This is a genomic window from Collinsella aerofaciens, from assembly GCF_028207065.1.
GTDB lineage: Bacteria > Actinomycetota > Coriobacteriia > Coriobacteriales > Coriobacteriaceae > Collinsella > Collinsella aerofaciens_AR.
Map to the genome: position 1 here is coordinate 33,902 of NZ_JAQLFP010000008.1, position 24,604 is coordinate 58,505.

The following is a 24,604-nucleotide window of genomic DNA, read 5'->3' on the forward strand; positions in this document are numbered from 1 at the left end:
GCTACTCCACCGCCATCCGCATGGCCGGCTTCATGGCCTCGCGCAGGATCTTGGCCAGCTCCTCGGCCGTTACCTCGGCCTTCACCTCCACGTTCACGTCGGGCATCGCGAAACCGTGCGCCTCTTCGGCCTTGAGGCAGGGCATGGCGGCGTCCTGGGCCGCGCCCTTGAGCGTCGGTGACGCTGTCACCCTCGGCTCGCAGCGCCCCAGCCACATCTCGCACTCGTCCAGCTTCGTGAGCGCCAGGGCGCGCTCGCGGCTCGCCTCGTAGGCCGTCTCGATGCCCTTGCGCAGGTTCTGCACGGCCGTCTCTTCGGTTCCGGCGTCCAGCTTTTCGCGCAGTCGGGCGTTCTCGAACCTCAGGTTGCGAGCCTCGCGACGCGGCACTGCTGCCGTATGGCTTTGCTGCTCGCCCCAGCAGTCCTCGCACAGCGGCGCGTCTACGCCCATGTTGTCCTGCCCCAGGGCGTCGATATCGCGCCCGCAGGTATCGCAGATGATTCCCATGGCTACTCCCTTCCTTCCGGCTTCACCGCTCCTGCGAGGAACCACGCCCGAAGGCTCTCGGCGCACTCCGGGCACAAGGCCCTTGCCTTGCCGTCGATTCGCGCGCTGTTCCTCAGCACCATCTTGGCGTAACCCGCCAGGGTCGCCGGCACCTCCTTGCCGCAGCGTTCGCATGCGCACATGTACAGCCTCATGCCTGCTCGCCTCCCTTCGGCAGAGCGTCGGCGATTCGGTCCCAGTCGGTGGCCGGCCTCTCGCTGGGGTACTCGTAGGCCCCCACGCACGGCACCGGCAGCACCGCCATGCCGTCGTGCTCGCCTGCGTACTCGTCTGCGTCCGATCTGCTCTCGAACGCCAGCACCACGTCGCTCTCCGTGGCCACCGCGTAGATCTTCTTCATCGTTTCGTCTCCTATTCGAACTCGAAGCACTCGCATGCCTCGCTTGTCTCGTCTACCGCCTCCACGTCGGGGCCGCCGCCAGTCATGGCGTCGCAGGCGCACACGGCCTCGCCGCCAGCGCCCTGCACGCGGCCGCAGAAGCGGCACTCCCGGCACGTGCGGCCCTCCCACGGGTCGGGCCGGTTCCACGGTGCCCTGGGGTCGGACTCGAAGCACCCGGGCGGGAGGTTCCACCCGCTTGAAGGCTCGTACCCGCTCACATGCACCGCCTGCCCCTCGGCAGCCGCCCCCAGCCGTCCATGGCCAGGGCATCCGCGTACTTGGTCGGTTCCGGCAGCAGCAGGTACTCCCAGTGCCCCGAGCCCGGCGGGGCGGGGCGGTTGAACCTCTGCTCGGCCCTGACCCAGCGGAAGTGCAGCCGGTTGGCGTGCGCCAGCCCGTGGCAGCCGCTGCCGTTGCCGCTGCCGCACAGCATCACCGTGGGCTTGGGAACCTCGCGCCCGTCGCGGAACAGCTTGCCCGCCCCGCGCCTCACGATGTGGTGGCGGTTGAGCGGCCACGGCGCGCCGCACACGGCGCACCTGGGCGTCTCGATGCTCGGCCCCTCCATGAGGGGGCGCAGGATCTCGGGCAGCGTGTCAACGTTTGCCATTCGATAGCCTCCTGTCCTTGCCTTGCAGCTCGTACTTGTCGCACATCTCCGACAGGCGGCTCACGATGGCCACCGCCGTCTCCTCGTCGCCGTTCTTGGCCAGGCGGCGTATGAGGTCGCTCTTGCCGTACTGCGTGGTCACGACCACGGGCCTCATGTTCTCGTACCTGTCGTTCACGACGCGGAACACCTGCCCCAGCGTCCAGTCGGTGGGGGACTCCTTGCCCAGGTCGTCCAGCACCAGGCACCCCACGCGGGAGAGCCTGGACAGCACGCCGTCCTCGGTGCCGTCGCCGCCGTAGGTGCCCTTGATGGCGGCCAGCACGCCCAGCATGTCGGTCACCCTCACGCTGGTGCCGCCGTCCACCAGGAGCCGCGCCACGGCACTCGCCAGGTGGGTCTTGCCGGTTCCCACGGGGCCGCAGATGTACGCCCCGCGCCCTTGCTCAACCTTCGCGGCAATGCCCTCGGCCATGGGGGAGGCGGCTGTCATGAAGCGGGGCTTGATTCCGGCCCGCTCGTAGGCCCGGCGGCGTTTGGCTGCGGCCTCCTCGGCCTTGGCCCTGGCCTCAAGGCGCGAACGCTCGTCGCGCTCCGCCACGGCACCCGGGCAGCCGCACGGCTTCCAGCCGCAGAAGGTGCGGCGGCCAGCCAGCACCACGTAGCGGACCTCCAGCTGCGCCCCGCAGTGGGGGCACTCAGTCGTACTCGGCATAGCCGTCGGCCTCCTTCCGGGTCCTCGGGCCGCGGTTCACGTAGTCCTCGAACTTCGGCGAGAACAGCGTGGAGGGCCGCAGGTACTTGGCCATCTTCGGGTCGCCCGCCCACTCGGCTGCCATCGTGTCGATGACGGCCAGGAAGTCGGGGAGGCGGTAGCCCTCGGCCCAGCGGGCGTGTATCAGCCCGCGGGTCTTGGCGCTGCTTGAGCGGTAGCGGGTGCCGGCTGCCTCGTTGAGCGCATGCACGATTTCGTCAAAGGGGATTAAGGGGTTATCTATATACTCAACCTCAACCTCAACCTCAACCTCTGCATTGCCGCAACTCGATGCGCCTGCATGTGCATCCGCATCTGCTTGCGCATGTGCGGCTGCATCTGTATCCGCATATGCTCCCGCATGTGCTTGCGCATCGGCTTGCGCCCGTGCCGCCGCATCGTCCACCGCGTCTTCCTTCCCCGGCCTGTTGCCCCAGCGGGCGTTGGCCGCCTTCCTTGCGCGCTCGCTCTTCTCGTCGCCCATGTCGAGCCTGCCCTTGAGCACCAGGAAGGTAGGCAGCCACGCGGGGCTGCCCTGCGGCTCCTTGCCCGTGAACCGGTACTCGACGATGGCGTAGATGAACGGCGCGCGCTGCTTCTCGGGCATGGCCTGCGCGGCCGCCCAGAAGTCGTCGTGTATAACCATGCCCATAGTGTCGCCGTCGCCTTCCCTAAAACGGGATATCCTCGTCGTACAGATCGGGCATGGCCTGCTGCTGCGGCGCGGGCTGCTGTGGCGCGTACGCCTGCTGAGTGGCCGGCTGCGGCGCGTAGGCGGGCTGCTGCGGCGCAGGTGCCGGGGCGGGGCGTCCCTGGCCGTACGTGCGGGCCTGCGGCGCTTGCGGGGCCGCCTGGGGCGCGTACTGCTGCGGCGCGTAGCCCTGCTGCTGTTGCTGGCCGCTCATGAACTCCAGCTCGTCCACCACGACCTCCAGCGCGCTGCGCTTCTGGCCGGTCTGCTGGTCGTTCCAGCTGCGGTAGCGCAGCTTGCCCTCGATGGCCACCTTGCTGCCTTTGGCGAGGTACTGCGCCAGCTTCTCGCCGCGGGTGCCGAACAGCGTGCAGTCCACGAAGTTCGGGTAGTCCTCCCACTGCCCGGTCTGCTGGTTCTTGCGGCGGTCGTTGACGGCCACGCCCATGGACAGCACGGACATGCCGCCAGACGTGGAGCGCAGCACGGGGTCGCGGGTCAGGTTGCCGGATATGCACACGCGGTTGATGCTCATAGATACCCTCCTTGGGTTACGTCCCCGCTGTTCCAGATGCGGGTGATCTGCGCGTCTACCATGCGGATACGCAGCTTGATTACGTTGATGGCCTCCTGCGAGGCCTTATAGATGGCCTCGGAGCAGTCGCGGCGGCGCTTGGCCTCCGCTATCTGCTCCTGGCCCCGGCACACGTCGCCGATGATGGTGACGGGCGTGCCCTTCTGGCGCTCGTTCAGGATGGCGATGCGCAGGGCCTTGCGGTACTCGGCCTCGTTCTCGGCGTACTGGCAGCCCGACTCCTTGCAGGTTTTCAGCTCGGCCTCCAGCCTGTCGGTCAGCTCGTCCAACTCCTCGGTGAGCGCCTGCATCTACTCCACCTGCCAGTCGGGGCGCGGGCAGCACGGGCTGTTGGCCACGAACTCCATGTACTGCGGCATGCTGGCGAACTGGTAGCGCGCCCCGCAGCTGCGGCAGTGGGCCGTGAAGGGGCCGTCTGCGGGCGGCTGCTTCTCCTCGGGCGCGGGCCGCTCCTCCATGGCGTCGGGATCGCTCTGCCCGTCGATGGCGAACGCGCCGCACAGCGCGTACTTGCGGGCGTAGCTCGACGCCATGCCGGTCACCTGGGCGTCGTCCGAGCCCTTCTTGTGCTCGTCCTCGCGGGCGTAGGCGCTCACCTGCAGCAGGCCCTCGCCGCCCTCGGCGGGGAACACGCACGCCGTGGACTTCACGTAGTAGCGGTCGCCTATCTGCACCAGCTCGTCGGTCATGAAGAACGCCAGGCCCTCCTTGGCGCACGGCTCCTTCAGCGCGGCCACTATGTCCTCGTAGCTGCGGTAGCTGAACTTGCCGAAAGCGTTGTACTTGGCCTTGGGCACCACCACGGCGCGCTGCACGCGGGCAACGGCCGCCATGAGGTCGATGGACTGCTGTTCCTGGGTCATGCTAGTAGCCTCCGTTCATTCGCTCGTAAACCTGGCCCACCGTGCCGTGCATGATGGTGCCCACGACGCCCTGCGCCTTGAGGGCCGCCGCGACGCCCTGCATCTGCTCGCGCGTGGCGCACGGCACCACGACCGTCCACGGGTCGCCCGCCATGGCCACGGGTGCCGGTGCGGGCGGCGCTGGCGGCACCGGGGCTGGCATGGGCGCGGGCTGCGGCTCGGGCATCTGCTCAAGCGGCTGCGGGAACTCTGCGGGCTGGCATTCCGCGGGCTCGGGCACCGCTTCGGGTTCGGGTTCGGGCTCTTCCGCGGGTTCCGGCTCCATGGCCGCCTTCAGCTCGGCGATGCGCCGGCGCTCCTCCTCGGCCTTGTGCGCCGCCGTTATGGCCGCGCCCAGGTCCAGGGTGGCGAACAGCTCGCGCTCGGCCTCGTCGTAGAACGGCTCGCCCTGGAACTGCGCCTTGAGGGTTTCCCAGTCCTGGGCCAGGCGCTCTACCTTGGCCTCCAGGGCCTTGAATGCCTTCACCTCGCCGAAGGTCTTGTTGGTCCACTGCTTCTCGTGGAAACGCTCATAGGGCACGACGGGGGCCAGCAGCCCGGCGAACTCCTCGTAGTGCTCCCGCAGCTTGGCGTACGCGCGCAGCTGGCGCTCCTCCTCGGCCTCGTCCAGCTGCGCCTTGATGCCGTCGGCTGCCTGCTTCGCGATGCCCGCCACGGCCTTGCACCTGTCCTCGAACGCGGCCAGGGGCTTCGTGTACTCGCGGCTCACGGCCTTGCGGCGCTCGTCTATCTCCTTGGCGATGCCGTTGAGGTAGGCGCGGTCGCGCTTGGCGGCCTTCACGTTCTCGTCCTTGCCCATGTCGTAGGTCGCGCCCTCGTAGTCGGCCACCAGCCTGCGCACGTGCGCCTCCAGGGCGTCGAAGTTGGCCTCGATCACGGCGGGGGAGTACGCCACGGTCAGCTCTGACGCCTCCTCGGGCTCGATGATCTCGGCCTCAACTGCTTCGCTCATTTACTCCTCGCTTCCCAGGCGCGCCATGCACGCCTCGTAGGTTTCCGTCTCGACCGCGTTCGGCTCATAGCCGTCGGCCTTCATGGCCTCGTAGATGATGGTCACGTTCTCGACCGTCGCTCGGTTGAGGTACACGGAGCTGCCGCCTTCCATGAGGCCCCAGGCCGTCCAGCCGCTCATGTTCCACGCTGCCCGCCAGCCCATGGCCACGGCCAGCTCGGTGGGCGTGCGGTCGATGGGTCGGCCCAGCAGCTCCTCGAACGATTCCACGGCCTCGGCCTCCATGGCGAACGCGGTCAGCGCCAGAGCCGTGCGGCGCATCGACTTGAGGTCGCCCGCGTGGGCGGCAAGCCACTCGCGGCGGGCCTTCGCGCCGTCCTCGTAGGCGGCCTGGAAGTCGGCCTTGCGCTGGGCTGCGGCCTGTGCGGCCTCGTCGGCCCCCTCGGCCACCGGCGCCAGCAGGGTCACGCCGAACGACGTCTCCTCGGCCAGAAGCCCAGCGCCCGCGTTGTCGGCCACGTAGGCGTCCAGCGCCGCCAGGTCGGGGCGGTAGTCGGAAAACGTGCGGCATGCGGCGAAGCCCTCGGGGCATTCGTCGACGAACTCGACGCCCGCGTCGGCAAGCACCGCCACCACCTCGGCGCGGTTGCGCCTCTGCTCGGCCTCGGCCTTCAGGCTCGCGTACACGCGCTGCCATTCGGACTGCTTGCAGTCGCGCAGCTCGGCCACGGCCTCGTCGTCGCCCTCGAACTCGGCGATGGCGGCCAGGCGGTCGAGCGTCATGTCGTAGGCGGCGTCCTGCACCCTGCGGGCGGCGCGGCGCGCCTTGGCCACGGTGCCCGCGTCGGTGCGGGCGGCCACGGCCACCTCCTCGTCGGGAATGTCGAGCGCCAGCATGGTCTGCACGCCGCGCGACTTCTCCTCGGCGGTCAGCCCCAGCTTGGCATCGGTCTCCACCATGGCCTTGGCGGCCTCCACGCGCGCCAGCTCGGCGTCGTCCAGGTCGTCGTAGACCTCGGCGAGGAAACGCTCGGTGCCGATGGCCCTCATGGCGCGCACGCGGCACTCGCCGTCGATGATCCAGTAGATGCCGCCCTCCTTGTACAGGATGGGCTTCATGACGGGCTGGCCGGGGTTGAGGCGGTTGGCCTTGAACTGCGCGGCCAGGCCCGCGATGTGCTCGGCGCTCTCCCTGGTGGTGAAGTCGCGCGGGTTCATCGGCTCGCCGTCGGCGCGCTCGTAGGGGTACACGTCGCAGATCGCGACCTCCTCTAGCGATTGCATGCGCGGGCCTCCTCGTCTACGACCACGCGGCACTCCATGCCCACCAGGCGGGCGCGGCACGCCACGCGGGCCACCTCGCCCATGAGCGCGATGCGCCTGGTGGGCACGGGGCCGTTCTTGATTTGCGCGGCCATGCAGGCGGCCCCCATGTTGAACGCCTGGCGCATGGCGGCGTCGAAGCCGCCGTCGCCCGGCTCGGGCACGGGGACGGCGCGCTCGATGCGCTTCAGGATGCTGTCCACCGTCTTGTCCGCGACGGTCTTGCTGATGATTTCCGTGAGCATTTGGGTCTCCTAACTGGGAAAACTGAAAGTGATAAAAACTTTTCAGGATTTCGGAACTTTTTTCTCTATGCGCTCCTTGCGCTTCTGCGCCGCCTTGACCCTGCGGTACAGGTAACGGCACAGCCACCGCTCCATGGCCTCGTCGTGCGCCTCTGCTGCCTTGTCGGCGGCGTAGCGGCTCATGCCCGAGGTGTCCGGGGCCTGCGGCATGGGGTCGGCGCGGCTCTCTCGGCCGCACTCGGTGCGCTCGTAGGTGCGGCGCTCCTCTGCGGTCAGCCTCGGCAGCAGCTCGGCTATGCGGGCCTCTATGGCCTCAAGCTGCTGCTGGCGTCTGCACGGTTCGCAGATGCCGTCCTTGCCGAGGGTCGCCCTGCGGCACCCGCACGACGGGCACAGCTCCAGGCGGTGGCGGTAGCAGCGCAGGGACACGTGGCCGCCGCTGGCGTTGATCAAGCGCCGCGCGTTATCCAACTGGTTCTTGGACAGCCGCAGCTCGCGGCGAATCTCGCGGGCGGGCACCTTTCCCGCCAGCTCGGCTATGCGGTCGAGGTCGGCCTTGCGCCACGCCCTGTGTGGCCTGCCCTTGTCTCGGCGGGTCACTCGTCGCTCACCTCCACGACCACGCGGGGGCGCGCCCTGTCGGTGAGCACCCTGTCGGGGCACTGCTCCACGTACTTGCGGGAGTCGTCCTTGATTACGCCCGCCGCCACCAGGCCGTCGAGCACGAACTTGCGCGCGAAGCCCACGTTGTCGGCGTCGCGGCGCATGTCGGGCTCGTAGAACGTGGTGCGCACGGTCACCCGGCGCTCGAAGCGCGGCGCGCGCTGCTGCATGGCCGCCGCCCTCACGCGCGCCGTCTCGCGCTTCTTCATGGCCGCCGCCTTGTAGCGGTTGGCGCGCTCGGCGCTGATGTAGTCGTTCAGGCTCGGCATTCGGCCCTCGACCGTGACGGTGCACCTCATTGCGCGCCCCTGTCGTAGATGCCCTGCGCCTCGGTTAGCGTGGAGGCGGCGAAAACGGCTGGGCCCACGATGGCCTCCCACGTGCCCACCAGGTCCACGGAGTCCACCGGCGTGCGGCGGAAGCTCACGGCGGCCAGCATGGAGGGGCGCTGCAGCACCATGTAGCGGGACAGCACGCTCCACAGGTTGTGGTCACGCTTGAACTCGCTGGCCTCGCTCACGGTCATGCCGTTCTGGCACGCCAGGGTGTACACGTTGTCGCGCTGGATGACGTGGCCCTCCAGCATCAGGCGGTAGCAGATGCGGCGCAGCTTCGCCCATGTATCGGGGTTCGAGGCAACCCAGCCGCACGCCTTGGCCACGAGGGTCTGGGCCTTGGCGTCTACCTCGGCCATACTGTTGCCCCCAGCGCCCATGTGGCGGCGATGCACGCGCAGACGAACAGGGCGGCGAAAACGGCCTGCAGCCTCTCGCGGCGCTGCTCGGGTGTTACACTGGTCTCGGTTCGGAAGTGAACCGTTGCGGTGCGCGTCTTTCGCTTGCCGGCTGCGACGCGCACCCTCTTTCCCTTGATCTTTTCCATTCCTGGAACTTCCTCTCGTTCTCTGGGTCCTTGTAGAACTCGCGCATCATGGCGGCGCACTCGTCGCACATGGCGCGCTGTATCGGGGTCATTCGCCCGCGACGCCCGGCAGAAGCAGCGGGGCGTCCTCGTAGGCGACCTCACCGGTGTCCCTATCCACGAACATCACCTCCTGGTCGTCGTACACGTGGATGTTGAGCATCTGCCCCGTGAACTCCACCAGCTTGGGGATGAAGTCACGGAACTTCGGGTCCAGCTCAAACTGCAGCACGCACTTGCCGCTCTTCACGTTGAGGGCGGTGAACCCCCCCGTACGGTCACCTCGTTCAGCATGGCCTACTCCTTCTCGTCGTACGCGGTGTCGCGCGCGATGGTCTTGAAATCGGTGCTCCAGCCCTTGCCGTTCACGCTGAACTGCACGGAGCTGTAGACGTTGAACTGCATGCCGCCGAGCTCGAACCAGGTCGTGCTCGCCTCCAGAAGCTCGATGCCGCTCGTCTGGAAGCCCCACACGGCCGTGATGCGGCGCTTGAGGCTGTCGTGCGTCTCCTCCATGCAGCCGTTCTCGGCGGGCTTGAAGTCGATGGCCACGTGGTCGCGGCGGTTGATGATGGCGTCCAGCATGTCGGTCACGAGGTTGGTCATGCTGTCGGGTTGGTGGCTTGCGTTTGCCATGGTGCCTCTCCTTTGCGTTAGTAATTCGGTTTAACTGAATCATCAGGACAAAAAAATAGAGCTATCCCGTCGTAAAGCAATTTCTTGCCTACAGGCGTGAGAACTCCTTTAAGTTTGAGGAGCTCATTTACTCGAAAATCGGTAGGATGAAGCTCTCTCTGCTGGTAGGTAGCTCGCGAAATATTGCATGCGTTTGCCGCGTCTTCAACCGAAACGTTAGACGCCCGACGTGCTGCCGCGAACATGTTCTCCTCCATGGCACCTCCTTTCTTGTGATTCCAGAATACCAAACATTCGGTTAAACGCAACAAGTTTTTTGGAAAACTGAATAGGCATATTGTAAAATTTCGTTTATCACGAGAAGGAGGGTTGTATGGGTGTTCCGGAGAACATTGATGCGTTACTAGTTAAATTTGACATAACGCAGGAAACGCTCGCCCGTATTGCAGGCGTTGCGCCTTCCTCTGTTTCTGGCTGGCGTAACGGTGCAGTTCCTCGTATGTCAGCCATTACTAAGATTTGTGATGCTCTTGGCGTTACACGCGACGACATAATGTCGGACCAGTTCGGTCTTGCTGCCCGAGAACATGGGCATATCCCTGCGGGGGCCATGCCTGTAGTACCAAGCAGTGCCACTGTTCCATTGCTTACGTTGGGACGCGTGCATGCCGGGAGTCTTACCGATGAAGAAGAAATAGAGCATCGTGTCGAGGTCCCTGTGTCTATATGTGCAGCGCACCCGCGCGCGTTCGCTTTGGAGGTCGAGGGGAACTGCATGGACCGGGTGATACCCGAGGGCAGCCACGTGCTGGTCGACCCCGACCGCCAGCCCGCCAACGGCTCCATAGCCGTGGTGGAGACCGAGGACTACCGAGCCGTCATGCGCCGCTGGTACAAGGGCAGCACCAAGCTGATGCTGTCGGCGGATAGTTTCGAGGATTACGAGGACATGATTTTCGGCATGGACGACGGCCCCGTGCGCGTGATCGGCACAGTGGTGTGGTTCCAAGCTTCCAACGAGATGGAGTAGCCATGGGCCTGTTTGATTTCCTGCATGCGTCGAAAGCGGCGCGAGATGAAAAGCGCGCCATGCGCGAGTTCGCAGAGGAGAAGCGCAAGGCGGAAGAAAAGCGCCGCGCAGAAGAAGAAACCCAGCGCGCCGAGGAGGCTCGCATCCTGCGCGAGCACGAGGTGCCGCCCGCGATGGTCTGCCCGGACTATGACCTGGGGCCGTTCCCGTTCGGCAACAAGCCGTACCTGTGCCATACGGTGGTCAAGTACGAGCGCGAGACCGGCCAGGTGTTCGCCGGCGAACGCTACTATTACGGCGATGCGGACGCGGTTGCGGCCGTGAAGGCGGATGTGGCGAAGCTGGAGCGCATGCTCACGCCCGCCGCCACTGGCGTGCCCTCGCTGCCGAACCTTCGTACGAACTTCGCGCGGGTTGAGGCGGTTGATTCGGTGGTGGAGTTCCCCGAAAACCGCGTGCAGCTGCAACTCCAGCCGTTGACGAAGACGGGGAAGAACGCCAAGTACCCGGTGGAGGTCTTCTTCAACTCGTACGGCAAGAACGACAACGGCTCGCACGGCACCGTGTCGTACCTTCGCGACGGGGCGATGGGGAAGGCCGTTATCCATTACTGGCGCAACCATGTGTACTATGGCGCGTATTTCAAGATTATCGACGGCGCTATAGCCTTGAACGTGCTGAATTACAGGGGAGCGCCGAACGATGACCTCGTAGAGCTGTACAGGGCGTAGCCATGGGCGGACGTGCGGCGATATACGCCCGCTTCTCTAGCCACAACCAGCGCGGCGAGTCCATCGAGATACAGGTGGAGAAGTCCCGCGCCTACTGCGCGGAGAACGACCTGCGCGTGGTGGCCACGTACTGCGACTTCGCGCAGACGGGCACCAACACCGACCGCGCCGAGTTCCAGCGCATGATGGCCGACGCCAAGCGCGGGCTGTTCGACTTCGTGGTCATATATAAAGTCACCCGAATCATGCGCAACCGCGACGAGATGGCCCTGGCGCGCATCATGCTGCGCCGCTGCCATGTCGAGATACTGTACGCGGGCGAGGACATTTCGGACGGCTCGGCGGGCGTGCTGCAGCTGGGCATGCTTGAGGTCTTGGCGGAGTACGAGAGCGCGCTCGACGGCGAGCGCATACGCGACGGCATACAGAAGAACGCCGAGCGGTGCCTGGCCAACGGCTGCGTGCGCTACGGCTGGGACATAGCGGACGGGCGCTACGTGGTGAACGAGGAGGAGGCAGCCGCCATCCGCCTGGGCGTGCGCATGGTTCTTTCCGGCAAGTCGGTGGCCGACGTGGTGCGCGCCTGGGAGCCCTACCGCACCAAGAAGGGCGGCAAGTGGCGCTTCCAGACGGTGCGCCGCATACTGATGCGGCGGGAGAACGGCGGGGAGTACCGCTACGCGGGCGTGGTCGTGCCCGGCGGCATGCCCGCCATCGTTTCCATGGAGGACGAGGAGAGGGTGATACGGATGCTGGAGGACTCGCACAGGCCCCGCGCCAAGACCGACGCGTGGGACTTCCCACTCACGGGCAAGCTCTACGACGGGCGAGACGGCGGGCTGATGACCGGCACCAGCGGCACGGGCAAGTCGGGCAGGCCCTATCACTACTACCGCTGCCGCAGCTGCGGGCGCACCGTGCGCCGCGACGCAATCGAGAAGCGCGTGGCCGACGCCGTGCGCGAGGCCCTGGGCAGCGCCGACAGCCGCGAGCGCATCGCGAGCATGCTGGTCGAGGCGGAGGAGCAGCGCGACGGCGAGAGGCCCTTGAGCGAGACGATAAAGGGCGAGCTGGCCAAGATCGAGACAGCCTTCTCGAACATATGGGCGGCCATCGAGTCGGGCATGGCCCCGCCGGGCGGCAAGGAGCGCATAGACGCGCTGAAGCAGCGGCAGGCGCTCCTCAAGGACGAGCTGCGCACGGCCGAGGCCCTTGAGGCCGCCCGCCTTGACTACGACCGCGCGCTGTTCTGGCTTGAGGGCATGGCCGCCGCCGAGGTGGACGACGCGCAGCTCCTGCGCACGTTCGTGGCGCGCGTGGTGCTGGGCGGCCCCGACGATGACGACGGCCTGCGCGTGGCGTTCACGTTTGACGATTCTGCCGGCTTGGGCGATAATCCGTCGCTGCCTGGCGCTATAGGTCCAGGTGGCGAGGTGTTCGACCGAATGAACGCCAGCTCCACCAATAGTTACAAGCAGGTAGAGAAGTGTCTCTACCTGCTTTTTTATTACATATAGATACCGCGGAGAATCGAACTCTGTGCAGGGCGCGGGCGTAAAGAAAACGCGTGAGCGTTTTTAGCCCGCGGGCGAGGACGCCGGCAGGCGGCCGAAGCCGGTGCGGATTTGCGAAGCAAATACGCGGATTCTCCGCGCAATGCCCCAATCCCATATAGATGCGATGCCGATTGAGCTCCGGCTGTCCATGCCCCGCTTCAACGCAAGCCCCGTACCGCGGAGAATCGAACTCTGTGCAGGGCGCGGGCGTAAAGAAAACGCCTTGGCAACGCAGGCCGGGACATACTTTCCCAATGGTAGCCCAGGCGGAAAGCGTGTCCCGGAATCCGCGCTCAGACTGGGACGTAGTTTCCGGATGGCGCCTCAAGCGGAAAGCGCATCCCGTAATCCCGCCTCAAACTGGGACGCACTTTCCGCTGCACCTGCCGCCTCGAAAAACCTGCGCGCCCTCCATTCCAAAACTGGGTAGAAGAAAGCCAAAACGCAATCACAGGAGGTCAACATGACTGCAGAAGATAAGGCAAAGAACGCCGGCAAGGTCGCGCTCGTTTTGGAGGGCGGCAGCTTCCGCGGGCAATTTACCGCAGGCGTACTCGACGTTCTCATGGAGGCCGGCGTCGAGATTCCGGCGGTATATGGCGTATCGGCCGGCGCCCTCAACGGCGTGAACTACAAGTCGCACCAGATCGGCCGTGCCAACCGCATCAACCTGGCTTTCTGCAACGACAACCGCTTCATGGGCGCCGCATCGTTTGCGTCCACGGGCTCCATCGTGGGTTACGACTTTATCTTCAACGATGTCCAGGACCGCCTGGACCCCTTTGACAACGAGACGTTCGACGCGAGCCCCATCGAGATGTACGCCGTCGCGACGGACATGCTCTTTGGAACCGCCACGTACCTCCCGGTCAAAAGCGCCGTACTTGACCTCGACGCCGTGCGCGCCTCGACCTCGTTGCCGCTGGTGACGCCGCCGGTCGAGATCGATGGGCACAAATACGTCGACGGCGGCGTAGCCGATTCGGTCCCCGTCGAGCACGTGCTGGAGGAGGCGGGCTTCGATCGCGCGGTTGTCATTGTCACGCAGGACCGCTCGTACGAGAAAAAGCCCTACGAGTTTATGCCCGCCGCACGCGCTCGCTATGCCGACTACCCCTACCTGCTCGAGGCTATCGAGACGCGCCACGACCGCTATAACATCCAGCGCATGCATCTATGGAAGTATGAGCGTGAGGGCCGCGCGCTGGTCGTTGCTCCGCAAAAGCCGGTCGAGGTCGGTCACGTTGAGCATGATCCGGCAAAGCTCCTCGACCTGTATATTCAGGGCCGCCAGGAGGCAAAGCGCCTACTGAGTGATATCGAGGCATTTGTCGAGCGCTAGTGTCGCGACGTCATGACCCATGGATGACATGTGCAGAAACTCTGGTCGGAGCCAAAATACCTGTTGACTCGTACGGTGAGCGGGGTAATATGGACGGGTTACTTGCAGAGCCCCGTGAATCTCTGTAACAACACGTACTGTACATGGAGGAGTCTAAGTGATTTCGAAATCGACTCACTACGCCAAGCAGGGCGAGGTCCAGCGCAACTGGGTTCTCGTCGACGCCGATGGTGCTGTCCTGGGCCGTCTTGCCACCCAGATCGCAATGATCCTGCGCGGTAAGAACAAGCCCCAGTTCACGCCCAACAGCGACTGCGGCGACTTCGTTGTCGTCATCAACGCCGATAAGGTCCAGCTTACCGGTAACAAGGCCGACACGAAGACCTATTATCGCCACAGCGGCTACAACGGCGGCCTCAAGGCTGAGAGCTTCCGCCAGGCTATGGAGAAGCACCCGGAGAAGGTTATCGAGCGCGCCGTTCGCGGTATGCTGCCCAAGACCACCCTCGGCCGTGCCCAGATGACCAAGCTTAAGGTCTACGCTGGTGCCGAGCATCCGCACGCTGCCCAGAACCCCACGAAGATTGAGCTGGAGGCTTAAAGATGGCTGAGAACACCGTTGTCTACCAGGGTACCGGCCGTCGTAAGAACGCCGTCGCCCGCGTCCGTCTCGTCCCCGGCACCGGCAAGGTGACCATCAACAAGCGTGACGCCGAGCAGTATTTCGGCCGTCATCAGCTCGTTGAGAACGCCCTTGCTCCCTTCAAGGTGACCGACACCGCCGGTCAGTTCGACGTTATCGCTCTGTGCGATGGCGGCGGCATCTCCGGTCAGTCCGGCGCTCTGCGCCTGGGCATCGCTCGCGCTCTTCTGAACGCTGGCGACTACCGTGCTGACCTCAAGAAGGCCGGTTTCCTTACGCGCGATGCTCGCGTGGTCGAGCGCAAGAAGTACGGCCTCAAGAAGGCCCGCCGCGCTCCCCAGTTCTCCAAGCGCTAAGGTTTTATCTCCTTTCGAGATACAATGTACAAGCGGGGCCTGCCGATTCCTCGGCGGGTCCCGCTTTTCTTTTTCGACTAGGGTGGGCGGTTGCATATCGCCTGCTAGGGAAGGAGCGATCCTATGCCCCAGAACATCTTCGGTACCGACGGCGTCCGTGGCGTCGCCAATGCCGACCTCTCGTGTGACCTCGCGTTTCGCCTGGGCCGCGCGGCGACCAAGTTCCTTGGTCCGGATATCTGTGTCGGCCGCGACACGCGTCTTTCGGGCACCATGCTCGAGAGCGCTCTGACCGCCGGCATCATGGCCGAGGGCGGCCGTCCGCACTGCTGCGGCGTCATCCCCACGCCTGCCGTGGCGCTGCTCACCGTCCAGAATGAGCTCGACGGCGGCATCGTCATCTCTGCTTCGCATAATCCGCCGGAGTTCAACGGCATCAAGTTCTTTAGCCGCAAGGGCATGAAGCTTCCCGATGCGGTCGAGGAAGAGATCAGCGCCTGGGTCATGTCCGAGGAAGCCATGGCTGCCGACACGCTGCCGACCGGTGCCGGCGTGGGCCACATCATCAAGATGAAGGACGCTCGCAAGGCATACGTCGACCACGCCATCGATACGCTTGATGGCCTGAGGCTCGATGGCCTGGTCGTTGCCGTCGACTGCGGTCACGGTGCTTCCTGCCAGACTACGCCCGCCGCGCTGCAGCGCCTGGGTGCCACGGTCCATGCCATCAACACCGATTACTGCGGCACCGACATCAATGTCGAGTGCGGCTCCACTCACCTTGAGCCCCTGCGCGAGCTCGTGCTGCGCACCCATGCTGACATCGGCCTGGCCCACGACGGCGACGCCGATCGCGTGCTCTTTGTGGACAGCGAGGGCAATGAGATCGACGGTGACTACATCCTGGCTATCTGCGGTTCTGACCTCGCCGCCCGCGGCAAGCTCGCCAGCTCCGAGATCGTCTCGACCGTCATGTGCAACCTGGGCTTCTCCATCGCTATGAAGGAGCAGGGCTTCGAGATGGTTCAGACCGCTGTGGGCGACCGTTATGTTCTTGAGCGTATGCTCGCGGACGGTGCCGTCATCGGCGGCGAACAGTCCGGCCACATCATCTTCCTGGAGCACAACACCACCGGTGACGGCCTGGTGACGGCTCTGCAGCTGCTGGCCGTGCTCAAGCGCACCGGTCGTACCCTCACCGATCTTGCCGGCATCATGAAGAAGTATCCGCAGGTACTCGTCAACGTGCATTCCGACAACAAGGCTGGTCTGGATGATTGCCAGCCCATCTGGGATGCCGTCGCTGCTGCCGAGAAGGAGCTTGACGGCCGCGGCCGCATTCTGGTGCGTCCGAGCGGTACCGAGCCGCTGGTCCGCGTTATGGCCGAGGCCGAGACGCACGAGCTGACCCAGCGCGTTGTCGACGACATCGTCGAGGTTGTCAAGCGCGAACTTCCCTAATGGTCAAAAACGAGTGCCAAGTGGTAAACTGTTAAGGTTATTTTGGTTGATCGGTATGTCCGAGGGGGAGCATGTTCACTAAAGTCCTAAGGTCTTTTGGTATGCGTGGTCGAGTCCTTACGCTGGATGCTCCCATCTCGGGCGACGTCATTCCGCTTTCCGAGGTAAACGACCAGACATTTGCCACCGGCCTTTTGGGCCAGGGCGTGGCGATTCAGCCTACCGGCACGCGTGTGATTGCACCGGCTGATGCCAAGGTCGAGGCCATTTTTCCCACGGGACACGCTGTTGCGCTTAACACGGTCGATGGCTTGGACGTGCTCATCCACGTTGGTTTGGACACTGTTCAGCTTGAGGGCAAGCACTTTACCGTATATGCGCAAGTGGGTGACATCGTCCATAAGGGCGATGTACTCATTGAGTTCGATCGCGAGGCAATTGCTGCCGAGGGCTACGATGTGACGGTTCCCATCTTGGTATGCAACTCCGTTGAGTTCTCGAGCATCAAGGGCTCCGTTGGCGCGCATGTCGAAGAGATGGACCAGCTCATCGTTGCTCGCGAGCGCTAACAAGTGCACGTGGCCATTAGCCTACAATTCAAACACGTTTACGGAGGGCGCCCTTGAAAGAGGACGCCTTCCGTGGCAAGATGGGATTTGTCCGAAGCTAAAAGGCTTCGGGTCACCGTGGACGGGCAGGGGCCTCGACGCGGCTAGACACGAGACACATACATTACGCGACCTCGCCCTGGTGGCCGCACACGTTGGTTGCGGCCGACGCGGGCCGCGGGCAAGTGCTTGTAAGGGGAGCCTTGCCTCTCTTGTACGAGAAAGGACGCGTAATGAAGATCATTAAAGCTAAAGACTACGAGGATATGAGCCGCAAGGCCGCCAATATCATCTCGGCGCAGGTTATCCTCAAGCCCGACTGTGTGCTGGGCCTTGCCACCGGCTCCACCCCGATCGGTGCCTACAAGCAGCTCGCTGCTTGGTACGAGAAGGGCGACGTCGACTTTGCCGAGGTCAGCACATACAACCTGGACGAGTATCGCGGCCTTTCGCACGACGATCCCCAGAGCTATCACTACTTTATGCGTGAGAACTTCTTCGATCACATCAACATCGACCTGAACAACACGCATGTGCCCGACGGTTCCAACCCCGACGCCGCCGCTGCCTGCTCTGAGTACGACAAGATCGTCGCCGCCGCCGGTTACCCGGATCTGCAGCTGCTCGGCATTGGCAACAACGGCCACATCGGCTTCAACGAGCCCGATGACCACTTCTCCAAGGGTACGCACTGCGTCGACCTCACCGAGAGCACCATTCAGGCCAACAGCCGCCTGTTCGACAGCATCGACGACGTTCCCCGTCAGGCCTACACCATGGGCACCCAGACCATCATGTATGCCCGCATGATCCTGGTCGTCGCCAACGGCGAGGCCAAGGCTCAGGCCGTGCATGACATGTGCTACGGTCCGGTTACGCCTGCGTGCCCGGCTTCGATCCTGCAGCTGCACACCAACTGCGTTGTCGTTGCCGACGAGGCCGCCCTTTCGCTCTGCGAGTAGCGCGAATCCTGCACCTCGACATAGCCTTGCCTAAGGCCTCCGCTTTGCGGGGGCCTTTTTGCTATCCCTTTCCGCCCGCTTGACCAAAATCTTGCCGCAAGCTTGACGAATGCCGGATGTCAAACAGCTTGATTCATTCCATACCAGATTCTATGCAAAAATGCCACTAAAAGGTCGTAGACGGTAGCGGGTGCTAGGCGAGTTGAATGACATGGCTGAACCTTGTTCATTTGCGTTACACTGCCGCTTGGATGGGACAAGCTGACAAGCTCATTTACCTGCTTAAAGACCGATTAGTCGGGGGATTAATAACAATCGGCCCTCGCTGTACAAAAACTTGCCGCTTGCGTACCAAAAGACAACCTCAAACACAAGGTCGCTCTATTCATAGCGCGGCTTGTATGGTCTTGCGGTTACAGTGTCCATACGGTCGAGTTGAGGAGCGGGCATGGTAAACGATTTGAGCAGTATAGACGACCTCGAGCTGATGCCGCTGGGCGGAGGCTATATGGTGCGACGCGAACGCTTGATGAATGAGCTTCTCGCCAAGGGCCGAAAGGCCGGCATCGTGGTTCTCTATGCGCCCGACGGGTTTGGGAAGACCTCGGTGCTGCTGCAGTACACCCATGAGGTTAAATGCGACCCGACGCGAGGCCCTGTGCGGATTATCGAGGCCGATCGCGCCACTGGGCGCGAGGTGTTTATGCAGCTCGAGGTGGTTACCGAAGAACTCAAAGACAAACCGCACTCCCTTATCGCGATTGATAATGTGCCAAACCTCGATCAGCACGATACCGAAGACCTCATCGACAGGATTCGCGGCCTGCGCGCTATGGGGGTAGGGGTCTTTATCTCCTGCCGTCCTTCAAATCGTCAACTGATTCATGGGCTGGGCGATTCGGTTAAGATCAATGCGCAGATGCTCAAGGTGCATGCCTATGAGTATTCGGCGTGGGCATCGGCGTTTTCGATCAGCACATCGCTCGACTTTTATCAGCTCACGCAGGGCGTGCCCGAGCTCGTTTCGGCATTGCAGACGGGTCTGTATGGCCAAGGCGACGTAGCCGGTCTGCTCGAAAACGAGATTGTCAACGTATATGGCGCGGCACTTGTCGATCTGGCTTCGCTCGACAATAATGCGCTGTTTTGCGTGGCATGTCTCATGATTTTGATGGGCGAGGGCAATATCGCAGAACTCGAGGCTTGCGGGGTGAGGCTGTCGATGGTCGACCAGTCCTACTTTGTACGCGACTACCCGATCTTTGGCTTGGACCCCGCCGAGCGGAGTTTTACGTGTCTGGGCACGGAGGATAACGGACGCTTGCGCTTGCGTAAGTTGGTGGCCGAGGTTCGCCCCGAACTTGTTCCGAGGGCGGCCCGGATTTTGCTTAAGGCGGGTAGATGCGATGCGGCGATGGGCCTGGCGGACGCCTTTTTGGACCGTGATGCGGTCCTTGAACTTGCTGGGCAGTATGGGGTCGATCTGGCTCTGACGGGGCACGGGGCCGATATCTGCCGAGCAGCGCTGGGCACGATCGATGCCGAGGATCCGGCTCCAGAGCCAACGCCTGCCGAGGCGCTTGGCGTATATCTGGCAGCGGTCAGCGTGTCCAATACAAAGCTCGCTCGCTATATGGCATCGGTCATCGAGCGCGGGGGCGAACGGGCGGCCTGCGAAATAGACCCTGTTTCATGGAGGGTGGCCCAGACACTGACGGCTGTTTGCTATGGGGACAACGGGCTTGGGCTTCCTACGAACCTGGCCGTGCCAGAAATCGAGACATCCCATACCGCACTCGATATGTTGTCCGCACATATCGAGGTCAAGCGCTGCCTGACCGAGCGGGGAGATGACGGCGGCGTTCTACAGCAGCTCAAAACGAGCAAGGCCTACGACTGTGAGCTCGACATCGCGGGGATTGTTATACGGGCCGATAGCATGCTGGTGGAGCTTTTTGACGGGTCGTTTGCGGGAACCGACGAGCGCGACGACGAGATGACGGTGGTGCGGGAGGCGCTCGACGTACGTGGGCTTAAGGCGATGGCTATCTGGGTGCGCATGGTGTTGGCGGCACGGCGGCTCCTTTCCGGCCTGCCGGTAACCGACGACGCGGCATTCAACGAGCTCGATCGTTTTGCCGTGCGCATGCGCGACAACCAGATTCAGCTGTTTGGCCTGTTGCTAGAAGGCTGGCAGTCGCTGGCAGAGGGACGGCCGGTTAATGCAAAGTTTCGTGCGGTCCAAGTGCTCAAACTTGCCGAGGAGTCGATTGCGTACATGCGCGATAACGCATTGCTGCTGGAGCGCGCGGCGTATCTGCGTAACACCTCGATGGTTTCGGTGCGCGAGGAAGCGGAGTTGCTCGATATAAGCCAGACGCAGGTTGGTGGAGCGGAGGCCTGGATGGTGGCGCTGCATTTGGCCTGTGCGGGCCGAGACAGCGATCTTGCGGCCTGGATGTCCATGAATCGTGCGGGGATTCTGGAGCCATCGTATCGGCTCTTTGCGCGCCTTGCCATGCATTGTCTGGGCGAGCCGGCGACCAGGATTCGCAAGAAGCTTCCCGTGCGCGAGTTATCGCGGTATTCGCTGCGCGACGATCTGGAAGGGGAGGGCGAGCGCCTGTTCCAGGCCGGCGAGGTTGAAGCCGTTGATACCATCGACCATATCGAGATTCGCATGTTTGGTGCGTTTCGCGCCGAGCGCGATGGGTTTCCCATCACGGACAAAATGTGGCGGCGCAAGAAGGCGGCGACACTTGCCGAGCGGCTTGCGCTGGGCATGGATGCGCTCGTCGATCGTGAGACGCTGGCCATGGAGCTGTGGCCCCATGCCGAGTTCAATAGCGCCCGCAACAACCTGTACTCGACTATATCGCGCTTGCGGTCGGCTTTGGGACCGACGCCGGATGGCAAGTCGTGTGTGCTCATCCAAAATGAATGCATCGGACTCAACGGCGACTACGTCAAGACCGATGTACGGCTGTTTGACCAGATAAGCCGCGAGGTTTTGGGAAATCGCACGGGTGCGCGCGGGCCCCATTTAGTTGAACTGTGCCTTAAGATTGAGCAGCTTTATGCCGGACCGCTGTATGTTCCCAATGGCTGTAACCCCACCTACTTTTTGCGTATGCGACGCATTATGCAGTCAAAGTACATCGATTGCATGATTAAGGGAGCAAATGCCGCTCTAGAAGAAAACGATCTGCAGTCGGCGATTTGGCTGGCGGAGTCGGGGCTTCGGCAGGAAACAGCGCGTGAGGATATGGTGCGCTGCGCCATGCGCGTCTACAGTGCGGCGGGGCGGCGGCGCGATATCGTCGAGCTGTACAGCGGGCATATGCACCATCTAAGGGAGCAGGTCAATGGCGTGCCCGAGCCCGAGACGCGGCGTCTGTACGAGCGCTTGGTAGAGGGCAGGCTTAACCGCGTGCTCGTCGAGCGATAAAAAATGAGCGCCCGAATTGCTCGGACGCTCGCAAGCTTGATGTATGTTGGCTCGCCGGATCGTCGGCTCTTAGACGAGCTTAATCTTCTCGATGTCCTTGCGCGAGGACTCGCGATACAGCGAGAACTTGCGGCCGATGACCTGGACGACCTCGGCGTGGCAGCGATCGGCGAGATCTTCGGCGGCCTCGCGGGCAGAAAGGCTGGAACCATCGAGTACGGAGCACTTAACGAGCTCGTGCTTCTCCAGGTAGGCGACCGTCTGCTCGACGGTGCCCTCGTTGATGTCGGACTTGCCGATGATGATGGCGGGGTTGAGGTGATGGGCCATGCTGCGAAGCTGCTTGACCTGGGCTCCTGTCAGTGCCATGGGTTCTCGCTTTCTATGTTATGGGGCGCCCCGCGATGGGGCCTTAATCTACGTGAGCTGTCCCACGATAGCGCAGGAACGGCGCGGTGTGGGGCGTGTTTGCCCAGTTCAAAAAGAATGCGGATGCCGAGCGGGAGAACGGCGCGGGTTACAGGCGGACGTGTACGACGGCCGAAAGCGGTCTATGGACGGCTCGAAGAGACCGGCTCCCATGCAATAAACGCCCAACGGACCTTGCGGATATGGTCGAGCATATAGCGTCCCTGCGGCACTCCTTTGGACCCCGGCTCGCCAGCACGGGGATTCTCAATCATATGCTGAGCGACGTAGTCGCGCAGACGGTCGATCTTATCCTCGTTACCGTGCTCGAGCATGCGGGAGAAGTCCGCCACGCCCGCCTCAAGGCTATCGAAAGTATCGCGACGGGGCGATTCGAAGTATGTAACCTGCGGCAGCGCCCCCATCTGAATGAGGATATTAAAGGCATACACAAAGCCATTACTGCAGGTAACCGAGGCACCGATGGCGTTCATCAGGTGCAGGTCATAGCGCGGGCTGGAGTTGGCGACCATCGTGACAGCACAACGCCGACGAGCCGTTCGATCAAGCTTGGCAAGCGCGCCTTTTAGGTTGGTCGTGGTGACAGAACGACTGGCAAAGGCAACATCTACCGCTTTCGCGACCGGTCCAACCAAATCCCAGTCATCATCCCAAGCAAGTTCAAGCGGTGTAATGCGATCCTCGAGTCCATAGTACTCAATGCCAGCATCAAGCGTGCCCAACATAGCAGGGGAAAAGTCAGCAGCAATCACAGGATGCCCAGCCTGAGCAAGCGGAATGGCAATCGACCCAGCCCCACACCCCATATCAAGCACCGACTCGCCAGGCTTTAACGCCAACAGCTTTATAAAATCCCGGGCATACGGAGCAGTCTCAAGCGGCCGAAAATGCCGAGCCCGCTTATCCCACTCAAAAGAATCATCAGCCCGCCGCCGACCAGCCTGCAGGCGCATCCATTCGCCATTCCAATCAGCAGAAAGAAGCTCAGAGCGAATCAAATCATCAGCCACGGGCCATCCCCCTCACAACAAAAAAGCGACTCCTCCCAAAAGAAGAGCCGCAACCAGCATATATCAGAAAGAACCGATCCAACGCCAAACCGCCGTATCAACCATGTGGTGCAGGAGCGAAGCAACTGCAACATGGGACAGAACTCAGCCAAGGTTGAGATGTGCGGGAACCCCGGGAAGGGCAAATATATAAGGTCGATCGCGAGTTCCGCACGAGCCGGAGAGCACTTAATGTGCTCTCCGTGCGAGTCAGGACTGTCCGAGCAGGCGACCTTATATATTTGTCCTTCCCGGGGTTCCTCGCCTCGTATCCCTGGGCTAGTTCTTGAGCGAGTTCAGCGGTGCCGGGAAGCGTCCACCACGGTGGGCAAGCACGGTGCCGGCGTTGGGGTTCACCGGCATGATGGGCGCACGGCCGAACAGGCCGCCGTACTCGACGCAGTCGCCCACGCCCTTGCCGATGGCGGGAATCACGCGGACGGCCGTGGTCTTGTTGTTGATGACGCCGATAGCCATCTCGTCGGCGATGATGCCGGCGATGGTCTCGACCGGGGTGTCGCCGGGGATGGCGATCATGTCCAGGCCAACGGAGCACACGCAGGTCATGGCCTCGAGCTTCTCGAGCGAAAGTGCACCGGCCTCGACGGCGGCGATCATGCCGGCGTCCTCGGATACGGGGATAAAGGCGCCGGAGAGACCGCCCACGCTGGAGCTGGCCATGACGCCGCCCTTCTTGACGGCATCGTTGAGCATGGCGAGCGCGCAGGTCGTGCCCGGGCCACCACAGGTGCCCACGCCGATGATCTCGAGGATGCGTGCGACGGAGTCGCCGATGGCAGGCGTGGGAGCCAGCGACAGGTCGACAATGCCCTTCTCGACACCCAGGCGATGGGCGGCCTCGCGGCTCATGAGCTCACCGGCACGGGTGATCTTAAAGGCGGTCTGCTTAATCTTCTCGGCGACTTCCATCATCGATGCGGAATCGGGCAGCGTCTCCAGGGCTGCGGCCATAACGCCGGGGCCCGAGACGCCTACGTTGATGACGGCGTCGGCCTCGCCACCGCCGTGGACGGCGCCCGCCATAAACGGGGAGTCCTCGACCATGTTGGCAAAGCAGACAAACTTGGAAGCGCCGACGGAATCCTGGTCGGCCGTGAGTTTAGCGGCATCGATGATGGTCTGGGCGGCCATAAGCACGGCGTCCATGTTGATGCCGGCGCGCAGGCTAGCGACGTTGACACTGGAGCAGACTCGGCTCGTGGTAGCGAGCGCCTGGGGGATGGACTGGATGACGCGGCGATCGGCGTCGCCGATGCCCTTCTGGACGAGTGCGGAGAAGCCACCCAGGTAATCGATGCCGAGCGTCTCTGCCGCGCGGTCGAGGGCATGCGCGATGGGGGTGAGGTCCTCATCCTTGCAGCACGCGGCGATCTGCGCCACCGGGGTGACGGAGACGCGCTTGTTGACGATGGGGATACCGTACTCGCGCTCGAGGTTCTCGGCGGTCTCGACCAGATGCTCAGCCGTGTGCGTCACGTGGTCGTAGATCTTCGTGCACATGCGGTCGAGGTTCTCGTCACCGCAACCCATGAGCGAAACACCCATGGTGATGGTCCTGATGTCGAGGTTCTGCTCCTCAACCATGCCGCGGGTTTCCGCGATTTCTGCGGGCGTGATCGCCATCCTTGCGCTCCTATCTGCCAAAACGAGCATAGTCTTTTCTATTCTAACGTGCCGCACGTGCCAAGTGGCGCGTGCGGCACGT

At 63.3% G+C, this 24,604-nt stretch carries 32 protein-coding genes; 10 read left to right on the plus strand and 22 right to left on the minus strand.

Features of this window, described 5'->3' with window-relative positions:
* Position 1 precedes the first annotated feature (1 nt).
* The 19 genes from PMX72_RS03645 to PMX72_RS03735 all read right to left on the minus strand — a co-directional run bounded on the left by PMX72_RS03645 (position 2) and on the right by PMX72_RS03735 (position 9,520).
* Positions 2–508, minus strand: a complete 507-nt coding sequence (locus tag PMX72_RS03645; protein WP_271746156.1) for a hypothetical protein — start codon at positions 506–508, stop codon at positions 2–4.
* A gap of 2 nt (positions 509–510) precedes the next feature.
* Positions 511–702 (minus strand): hypothetical protein, encoded by a 192-nt coding sequence (locus PMX72_RS03650; protein ID WP_117637866.1) that lies wholly within the window; start codon positions 700–702, stop codon positions 511–513.
* Positions 699–908, minus strand: a complete 210-nt coding sequence (locus PMX72_RS03655) for a hypothetical protein (protein ID WP_271746157.1) — start codon at positions 906–908, stop codon at positions 699–701. The genes PMX72_RS03650 and PMX72_RS03655 overlap by 4 nt, the downstream gene beginning before the upstream one ends.
* 256 nt (positions 909–1,164) lie before the next feature.
* The gene (locus PMX72_RS03660) at positions 1,165–1,560 is read right to left on the minus strand and encodes a hypothetical protein (RefSeq protein WP_118349165.1); all 396 of its coding nucleotides are present in this window, start codon (positions 1,558–1,560) and stop codon (positions 1,165–1,167) included.
* On the minus strand, positions 1,547–2,275 hold the full coding sequence (locus PMX72_RS03665) for an ATP-binding protein (protein WP_152067353.1): 729 nt from the start codon (positions 2,273–2,275) through the stop codon (positions 1,547–1,549). The genes PMX72_RS03660 and PMX72_RS03665 overlap by 14 nt, the downstream gene beginning before the upstream one ends.
* The gene (locus PMX72_RS03670; RefSeq protein WP_271746158.1) at positions 2,259–2,966 is read right to left on the minus strand and encodes a conserved phage C-terminal domain-containing protein; all 708 of its coding nucleotides are present in this window, start codon (positions 2,964–2,966) and stop codon (positions 2,259–2,261) included. The genes PMX72_RS03665 and PMX72_RS03670 overlap by 17 nt, the downstream gene beginning before the upstream one ends.
* Positions 2,967–2,985: 19 nt before the next feature.
* Entirely contained in the window at positions 2,986–3,540 is a 555-nt protein-coding gene (locus tag PMX72_RS03675; protein WP_161160587.1) for a single-stranded DNA-binding protein, read from the minus strand.
* Positions 3,537–3,890, minus strand: a complete 354-nt coding sequence (locus PMX72_RS03680; protein ID WP_117637860.1) for a hypothetical protein — start codon at positions 3,888–3,890, stop codon at positions 3,537–3,539. The genes PMX72_RS03675 and PMX72_RS03680 overlap by 4 nt, the downstream gene beginning before the upstream one ends.
* On the minus strand, positions 3,891–4,463 hold the full coding sequence (locus PMX72_RS03685) for an ERF family protein (RefSeq protein WP_271746159.1): 573 nt from the start codon (positions 4,461–4,463) through the stop codon (positions 3,891–3,893). It abuts the gene before it with no gap.
* Position 4,464: 1 nt separating this feature from the next.
* On the minus strand, positions 4,465–5,475 hold the full coding sequence (locus tag PMX72_RS03690; protein WP_271746160.1) for a DUF1351 domain-containing protein: 1,011 nt from the start codon (positions 5,473–5,475) through the stop codon (positions 4,465–4,467).
* A complete protein-coding gene (locus PMX72_RS03695) occupies positions 5,476–6,759 on the minus strand; it encodes a ParB N-terminal domain-containing protein (protein ID WP_271746161.1) in 1,284 nt (427 codons plus the stop codon).
* Positions 6,747–7,043 (minus strand): hypothetical protein, encoded by a 297-nt coding sequence (locus tag PMX72_RS03700; RefSeq protein WP_117637857.1) that lies wholly within the window; start codon positions 7,041–7,043, stop codon positions 6,747–6,749. Before PMX72_RS03700 ends, PMX72_RS03695 begins: the two co-directional genes overlap by 13 nt.
* Before the next feature lie 42 nt (positions 7,044–7,085).
* Entirely contained in the window at positions 7,086–7,514 is a 429-nt protein-coding gene (locus tag PMX72_RS03705; protein WP_271746162.1) for a hypothetical protein, read from the minus strand.
* Between the two features lie 125 nt (positions 7,515–7,639).
* Positions 7,640–8,005: a RusA family crossover junction endodeoxyribonuclease gene (locus tag PMX72_RS03710; protein WP_158551309.1), complete on the minus strand. Its 366-nt coding sequence runs from the start codon at positions 8,003–8,005 to the stop codon at positions 7,640–7,642.
* The gene (locus PMX72_RS03715; protein WP_271746163.1) at positions 8,002–8,400 is read right to left on the minus strand and encodes a hypothetical protein; all 399 of its coding nucleotides are present in this window, start codon (positions 8,398–8,400) and stop codon (positions 8,002–8,004) included. The genes PMX72_RS03710 and PMX72_RS03715 overlap by 4 nt, the downstream gene beginning before the upstream one ends.
* A complete protein-coding gene (locus tag PMX72_RS03720) occupies positions 8,388–8,588 on the minus strand; it encodes a hypothetical protein (RefSeq protein ID WP_271746164.1) in 201 nt (66 codons plus the stop codon). Before PMX72_RS03720 ends, PMX72_RS03715 begins: the two co-directional genes overlap by 13 nt.
* Positions 8,589–8,676: 88 nt before the next feature.
* A complete protein-coding gene (locus PMX72_RS03725) occupies positions 8,677–8,877 on the minus strand; it encodes a hypothetical protein (protein WP_117637853.1) in 201 nt (66 codons plus the stop codon).
* A gap of 47 nt (positions 8,878–8,924) precedes the next feature.
* Positions 8,925–9,263, minus strand: a complete 339-nt coding sequence (locus PMX72_RS03730; RefSeq protein ID WP_271746165.1) for a hypothetical protein — start codon at positions 9,261–9,263, stop codon at positions 8,925–8,927.
* A 17-nt stretch (positions 9,264–9,280) separates the two neighbouring features.
* On the minus strand, positions 9,281–9,520 hold the full coding sequence (locus tag PMX72_RS03735) for a hypothetical protein (RefSeq protein WP_271746167.1): 240 nt from the start codon (positions 9,518–9,520) through the stop codon (positions 9,281–9,283).
* A gap of 116 nt (positions 9,521–9,636) precedes the next feature.
* On the opposite strand from PMX72_RS03735, the gene PMX72_RS10300 reads away from it, so the two are divergent.
* The 10 genes from PMX72_RS10300 to PMX72_RS03785 all read left to right on the plus strand — a co-directional run bounded on the left by PMX72_RS10300 (position 9,637) and on the right by PMX72_RS03785 (position 21,400).
* Entirely contained in the window at positions 9,637–10,293 is a 657-nt protein-coding gene (locus tag PMX72_RS10300; protein ID WP_416377939.1) for a LexA family protein, read from the plus strand.
* 2 nt (positions 10,294–10,295) lie between these two features.
* On the plus strand, positions 10,296–11,024 hold the full coding sequence (locus tag PMX72_RS03745; RefSeq protein WP_271746168.1) for a hypothetical protein: 729 nt from the start codon (positions 10,296–10,298) through the stop codon (positions 11,022–11,024).
* Between the two features lie 2 nt (positions 11,025–11,026).
* Positions 11,027–12,541 (plus strand): recombinase family protein, encoded by a 1,515-nt coding sequence (locus tag PMX72_RS03750; protein ID WP_271746169.1) that lies wholly within the window; start codon positions 11,027–11,029, stop codon positions 12,539–12,541.
* 502 nt (positions 12,542–13,043) lie between these two features.
* A complete protein-coding gene (locus PMX72_RS03755) occupies positions 13,044–13,922 on the plus strand; it encodes a patatin-like phospholipase family protein (protein WP_118270468.1) in 879 nt (292 codons plus the stop codon).
* A gap of 157 nt (positions 13,923–14,079) precedes the next feature.
* The gene (rplM, locus tag PMX72_RS03760) at positions 14,080–14,523 is read left to right on the plus strand and encodes a 50S ribosomal protein L13 (RefSeq protein WP_022094635.1); all 444 of its coding nucleotides are present in this window, start codon (positions 14,080–14,082) and stop codon (positions 14,521–14,523) included.
* Positions 14,524–14,525: 2 nt separating this feature from the next.
* Positions 14,526–14,921, plus strand: coding sequence for a 30S ribosomal protein S9 (rpsI, locus tag PMX72_RS03765; RefSeq protein ID WP_022094634.1), 396 nt, complete (start codon positions 14,526–14,528; stop codon positions 14,919–14,921).
* A gap of 123 nt (positions 14,922–15,044) precedes the next feature.
* Positions 15,045–16,382 carry a phosphoglucosamine mutase gene (gene glmM, locus PMX72_RS03770; protein ID WP_118270469.1) on the plus strand — a complete coding sequence of 446 codons (1,338 nt, stop codon included), beginning with the start codon at positions 15,045–15,047 and terminating at the stop codon, positions 16,380–16,382.
* Between the two features lie 101 nt (positions 16,383–16,483).
* Positions 16,484–16,951 (plus strand): PTS sugar transporter subunit IIA, encoded by a 468-nt coding sequence (locus PMX72_RS03775; RefSeq protein WP_334203750.1) that lies wholly within the window; start codon positions 16,484–16,486, stop codon positions 16,949–16,951.
* Between the two features lie 272 nt (positions 16,952–17,223).
* Positions 17,224–17,952, plus strand: a complete 729-nt coding sequence (nagB, locus tag PMX72_RS03780) for a glucosamine-6-phosphate deaminase (protein WP_055251013.1) — start codon at positions 17,224–17,226, stop codon at positions 17,950–17,952.
* Positions 17,953–18,400: 448 nt separating this feature from the next.
* Complete coding sequence (locus tag PMX72_RS03785; protein WP_117736164.1) at positions 18,401–21,400, plus strand: AfsR/SARP family transcriptional regulator; 3,000 nt, start codon at positions 18,401–18,403, stop codon at positions 21,398–21,400.
* A gap of 69 nt (positions 21,401–21,469) precedes the next feature.
* Here PMX72_RS03785 and PMX72_RS03790 read toward each other — a convergent pair whose 3' ends face one another.
* The 3 genes from PMX72_RS03790 to PMX72_RS03800 form a co-directional block, all read right to left on the minus strand.
* The gene (locus PMX72_RS03790; protein ID WP_117786383.1) at positions 21,470–21,769 is read right to left on the minus strand and encodes a YhbY family RNA-binding protein; all 300 of its coding nucleotides are present in this window, start codon (positions 21,767–21,769) and stop codon (positions 21,470–21,472) included.
* A 182-nt stretch (positions 21,770–21,951) separates the two neighbouring features.
* Positions 21,952–22,839 carry a methyltransferase domain-containing protein gene (locus PMX72_RS03795; protein WP_233540615.1) on the minus strand — a complete coding sequence of 296 codons (888 nt, stop codon included), beginning with the start codon at positions 22,837–22,839 and terminating at the stop codon, positions 21,952–21,954.
* A gap of 318 nt (positions 22,840–23,157) precedes the next feature.
* The gene (locus PMX72_RS03800) at positions 23,158–24,522 is read right to left on the minus strand and encodes a PFL family protein (protein ID WP_035136908.1); all 1,365 of its coding nucleotides are present in this window, start codon (positions 24,520–24,522) and stop codon (positions 23,158–23,160) included.
* Positions 24,523–24,604 lie beyond the last annotated feature (82 nt).

Excerpts from the sequence above, each read along its gene's own strand:
- PMX72_RS03645 (WP_271746156.1), bottom strand. The coding sequence starts at position 508 with ATGGGAATCATCTGCGATACCTGCGGGCGCGATATCGACGCCCTGGGG.
- PMX72_RS03650 (WP_117637866.1), bottom strand. The coding sequence starts at position 702 with ATGAGGCTGTACATGTGCGCATGCGAACGCTGCGGCAAGGAGGTGCCG.
- PMX72_RS03655 (WP_271746157.1), bottom strand. The coding sequence starts at position 908 with ATGAAGAAGATCTACGCGGTGGCCACGGAGAGCGACGTGGTGCTGGCG.
- PMX72_RS03660 (WP_118349165.1), bottom strand. The coding sequence starts at position 1,560 with ATGGCAAACGTTGACACGCTGCCCGAGATCCTGCGCCCCCTCATGGAG.
- PMX72_RS03665 (WP_152067353.1), bottom strand. The coding sequence starts at position 2,275 with ATGCCGAGTACGACTGAGTGCCCCCACTGCGGGGCGCAGCTGGAGGTC.
- PMX72_RS03670 (WP_271746158.1), bottom strand. The coding sequence starts at position 2,966 with ATGGGCATGGTTATACACGACGACTTCTGGGCGGCCGCGCAGGCCATG.
- PMX72_RS03675 (WP_161160587.1), bottom strand. The coding sequence starts at position 3,540 with ATGAGCATCAACCGCGTGTGCATATCCGGCAACCTGACCCGCGACCCC.
- PMX72_RS03680 (WP_117637860.1), bottom strand. The coding sequence starts at position 3,890 with ATGCAGGCGCTCACCGAGGAGTTGGACGAGCTGACCGACAGGCTGGAG.
- PMX72_RS03685 (WP_271746159.1), bottom strand. The coding sequence starts at position 4,463 with ATGACCCAGGAACAGCAGTCCATCGACCTCATGGCGGCCGTTGCCCGC.
- PMX72_RS03690 (WP_271746160.1), bottom strand. The coding sequence starts at position 5,475 with ATGAGCGAAGCAGTTGAGGCCGAGATCATCGAGCCCGAGGAGGCGTCA.
- PMX72_RS03695 (WP_271746161.1), bottom strand. The coding sequence starts at position 6,759 with ATGCAATCGCTAGAGGAGGTCGCGATCTGCGACGTGTACCCCTACGAG.
- PMX72_RS03700 (WP_117637857.1), bottom strand. The coding sequence starts at position 7,043 with ATGCTCACGGAAATCATCAGCAAGACCGTCGCGGACAAGACGGTGGAC.
- PMX72_RS03710 (WP_158551309.1), bottom strand. The coding sequence starts at position 8,005 with ATGAGGTGCACCGTCACGGTCGAGGGCCGAATGCCGAGCCTGAACGAC.
- PMX72_RS03715 (WP_271746163.1), bottom strand. The coding sequence starts at position 8,400 with ATGGCCGAGGTAGACGCCAAGGCCCAGACCCTCGTGGCCAAGGCGTGC.
- PMX72_RS03720 (WP_271746164.1), bottom strand. The coding sequence starts at position 8,588 with ATGGAAAAGATCAAGGGAAAGAGGGTGCGCGTCGCAGCCGGCAAGCGA.
- PMX72_RS03730 (WP_271746165.1), bottom strand. The coding sequence starts at position 9,263 with ATGGCAAACGCAAGCCACCAACCCGACAGCATGACCAACCTCGTGACC.
- PMX72_RS03735 (WP_271746167.1), bottom strand. The coding sequence starts at position 9,520 with ATGGAGGAGAACATGTTCGCGGCAGCACGTCGGGCGTCTAACGTTTCG.
- PMX72_RS10300 (WP_416377939.1), top strand. The coding sequence starts at position 9,637 with ATGGGTGTTCCGGAGAACATTGATGCGTTACTAGTTAAATTTGACATA.
- PMX72_RS03745 (WP_271746168.1), top strand. The coding sequence starts at position 10,296 with ATGGGCCTGTTTGATTTCCTGCATGCGTCGAAAGCGGCGCGAGATGAA.
- PMX72_RS03750 (WP_271746169.1), top strand. The coding sequence starts at position 11,027 with ATGGGCGGACGTGCGGCGATATACGCCCGCTTCTCTAGCCACAACCAG.
- PMX72_RS03755 (WP_118270468.1), top strand. The coding sequence starts at position 13,044 with ATGACTGCAGAAGATAAGGCAAAGAACGCCGGCAAGGTCGCGCTCGTT.
- rpsI (WP_022094634.1), top strand. The coding sequence starts at position 14,526 with ATGGCTGAGAACACCGTTGTCTACCAGGGTACCGGCCGTCGTAAGAAC.
- glmM (WP_118270469.1), top strand. The coding sequence starts at position 15,045 with ATGCCCCAGAACATCTTCGGTACCGACGGCGTCCGTGGCGTCGCCAAT.
- PMX72_RS03775 (WP_334203750.1), top strand. The coding sequence starts at position 16,484 with ATGCGTGGTCGAGTCCTTACGCTGGATGCTCCCATCTCGGGCGACGTC.
- nagB (WP_055251013.1), top strand. The coding sequence starts at position 17,224 with ATGAAGATCATTAAAGCTAAAGACTACGAGGATATGAGCCGCAAGGCC.
- PMX72_RS03785 (WP_117736164.1), top strand. The coding sequence starts at position 18,401 with ATGGTAAACGATTTGAGCAGTATAGACGACCTCGAGCTGATGCCGCTG.
- PMX72_RS03790 (WP_117786383.1), bottom strand. The coding sequence starts at position 21,769 with ATGGCACTGACAGGAGCCCAGGTCAAGCAGCTTCGCAGCATGGCCCAT.
- PMX72_RS03800 (WP_035136908.1), bottom strand. The coding sequence starts at position 24,522 with ATGGCGATCACGCCCGCAGAAATCGCGGAAACCCGCGGCATGGTTGAG.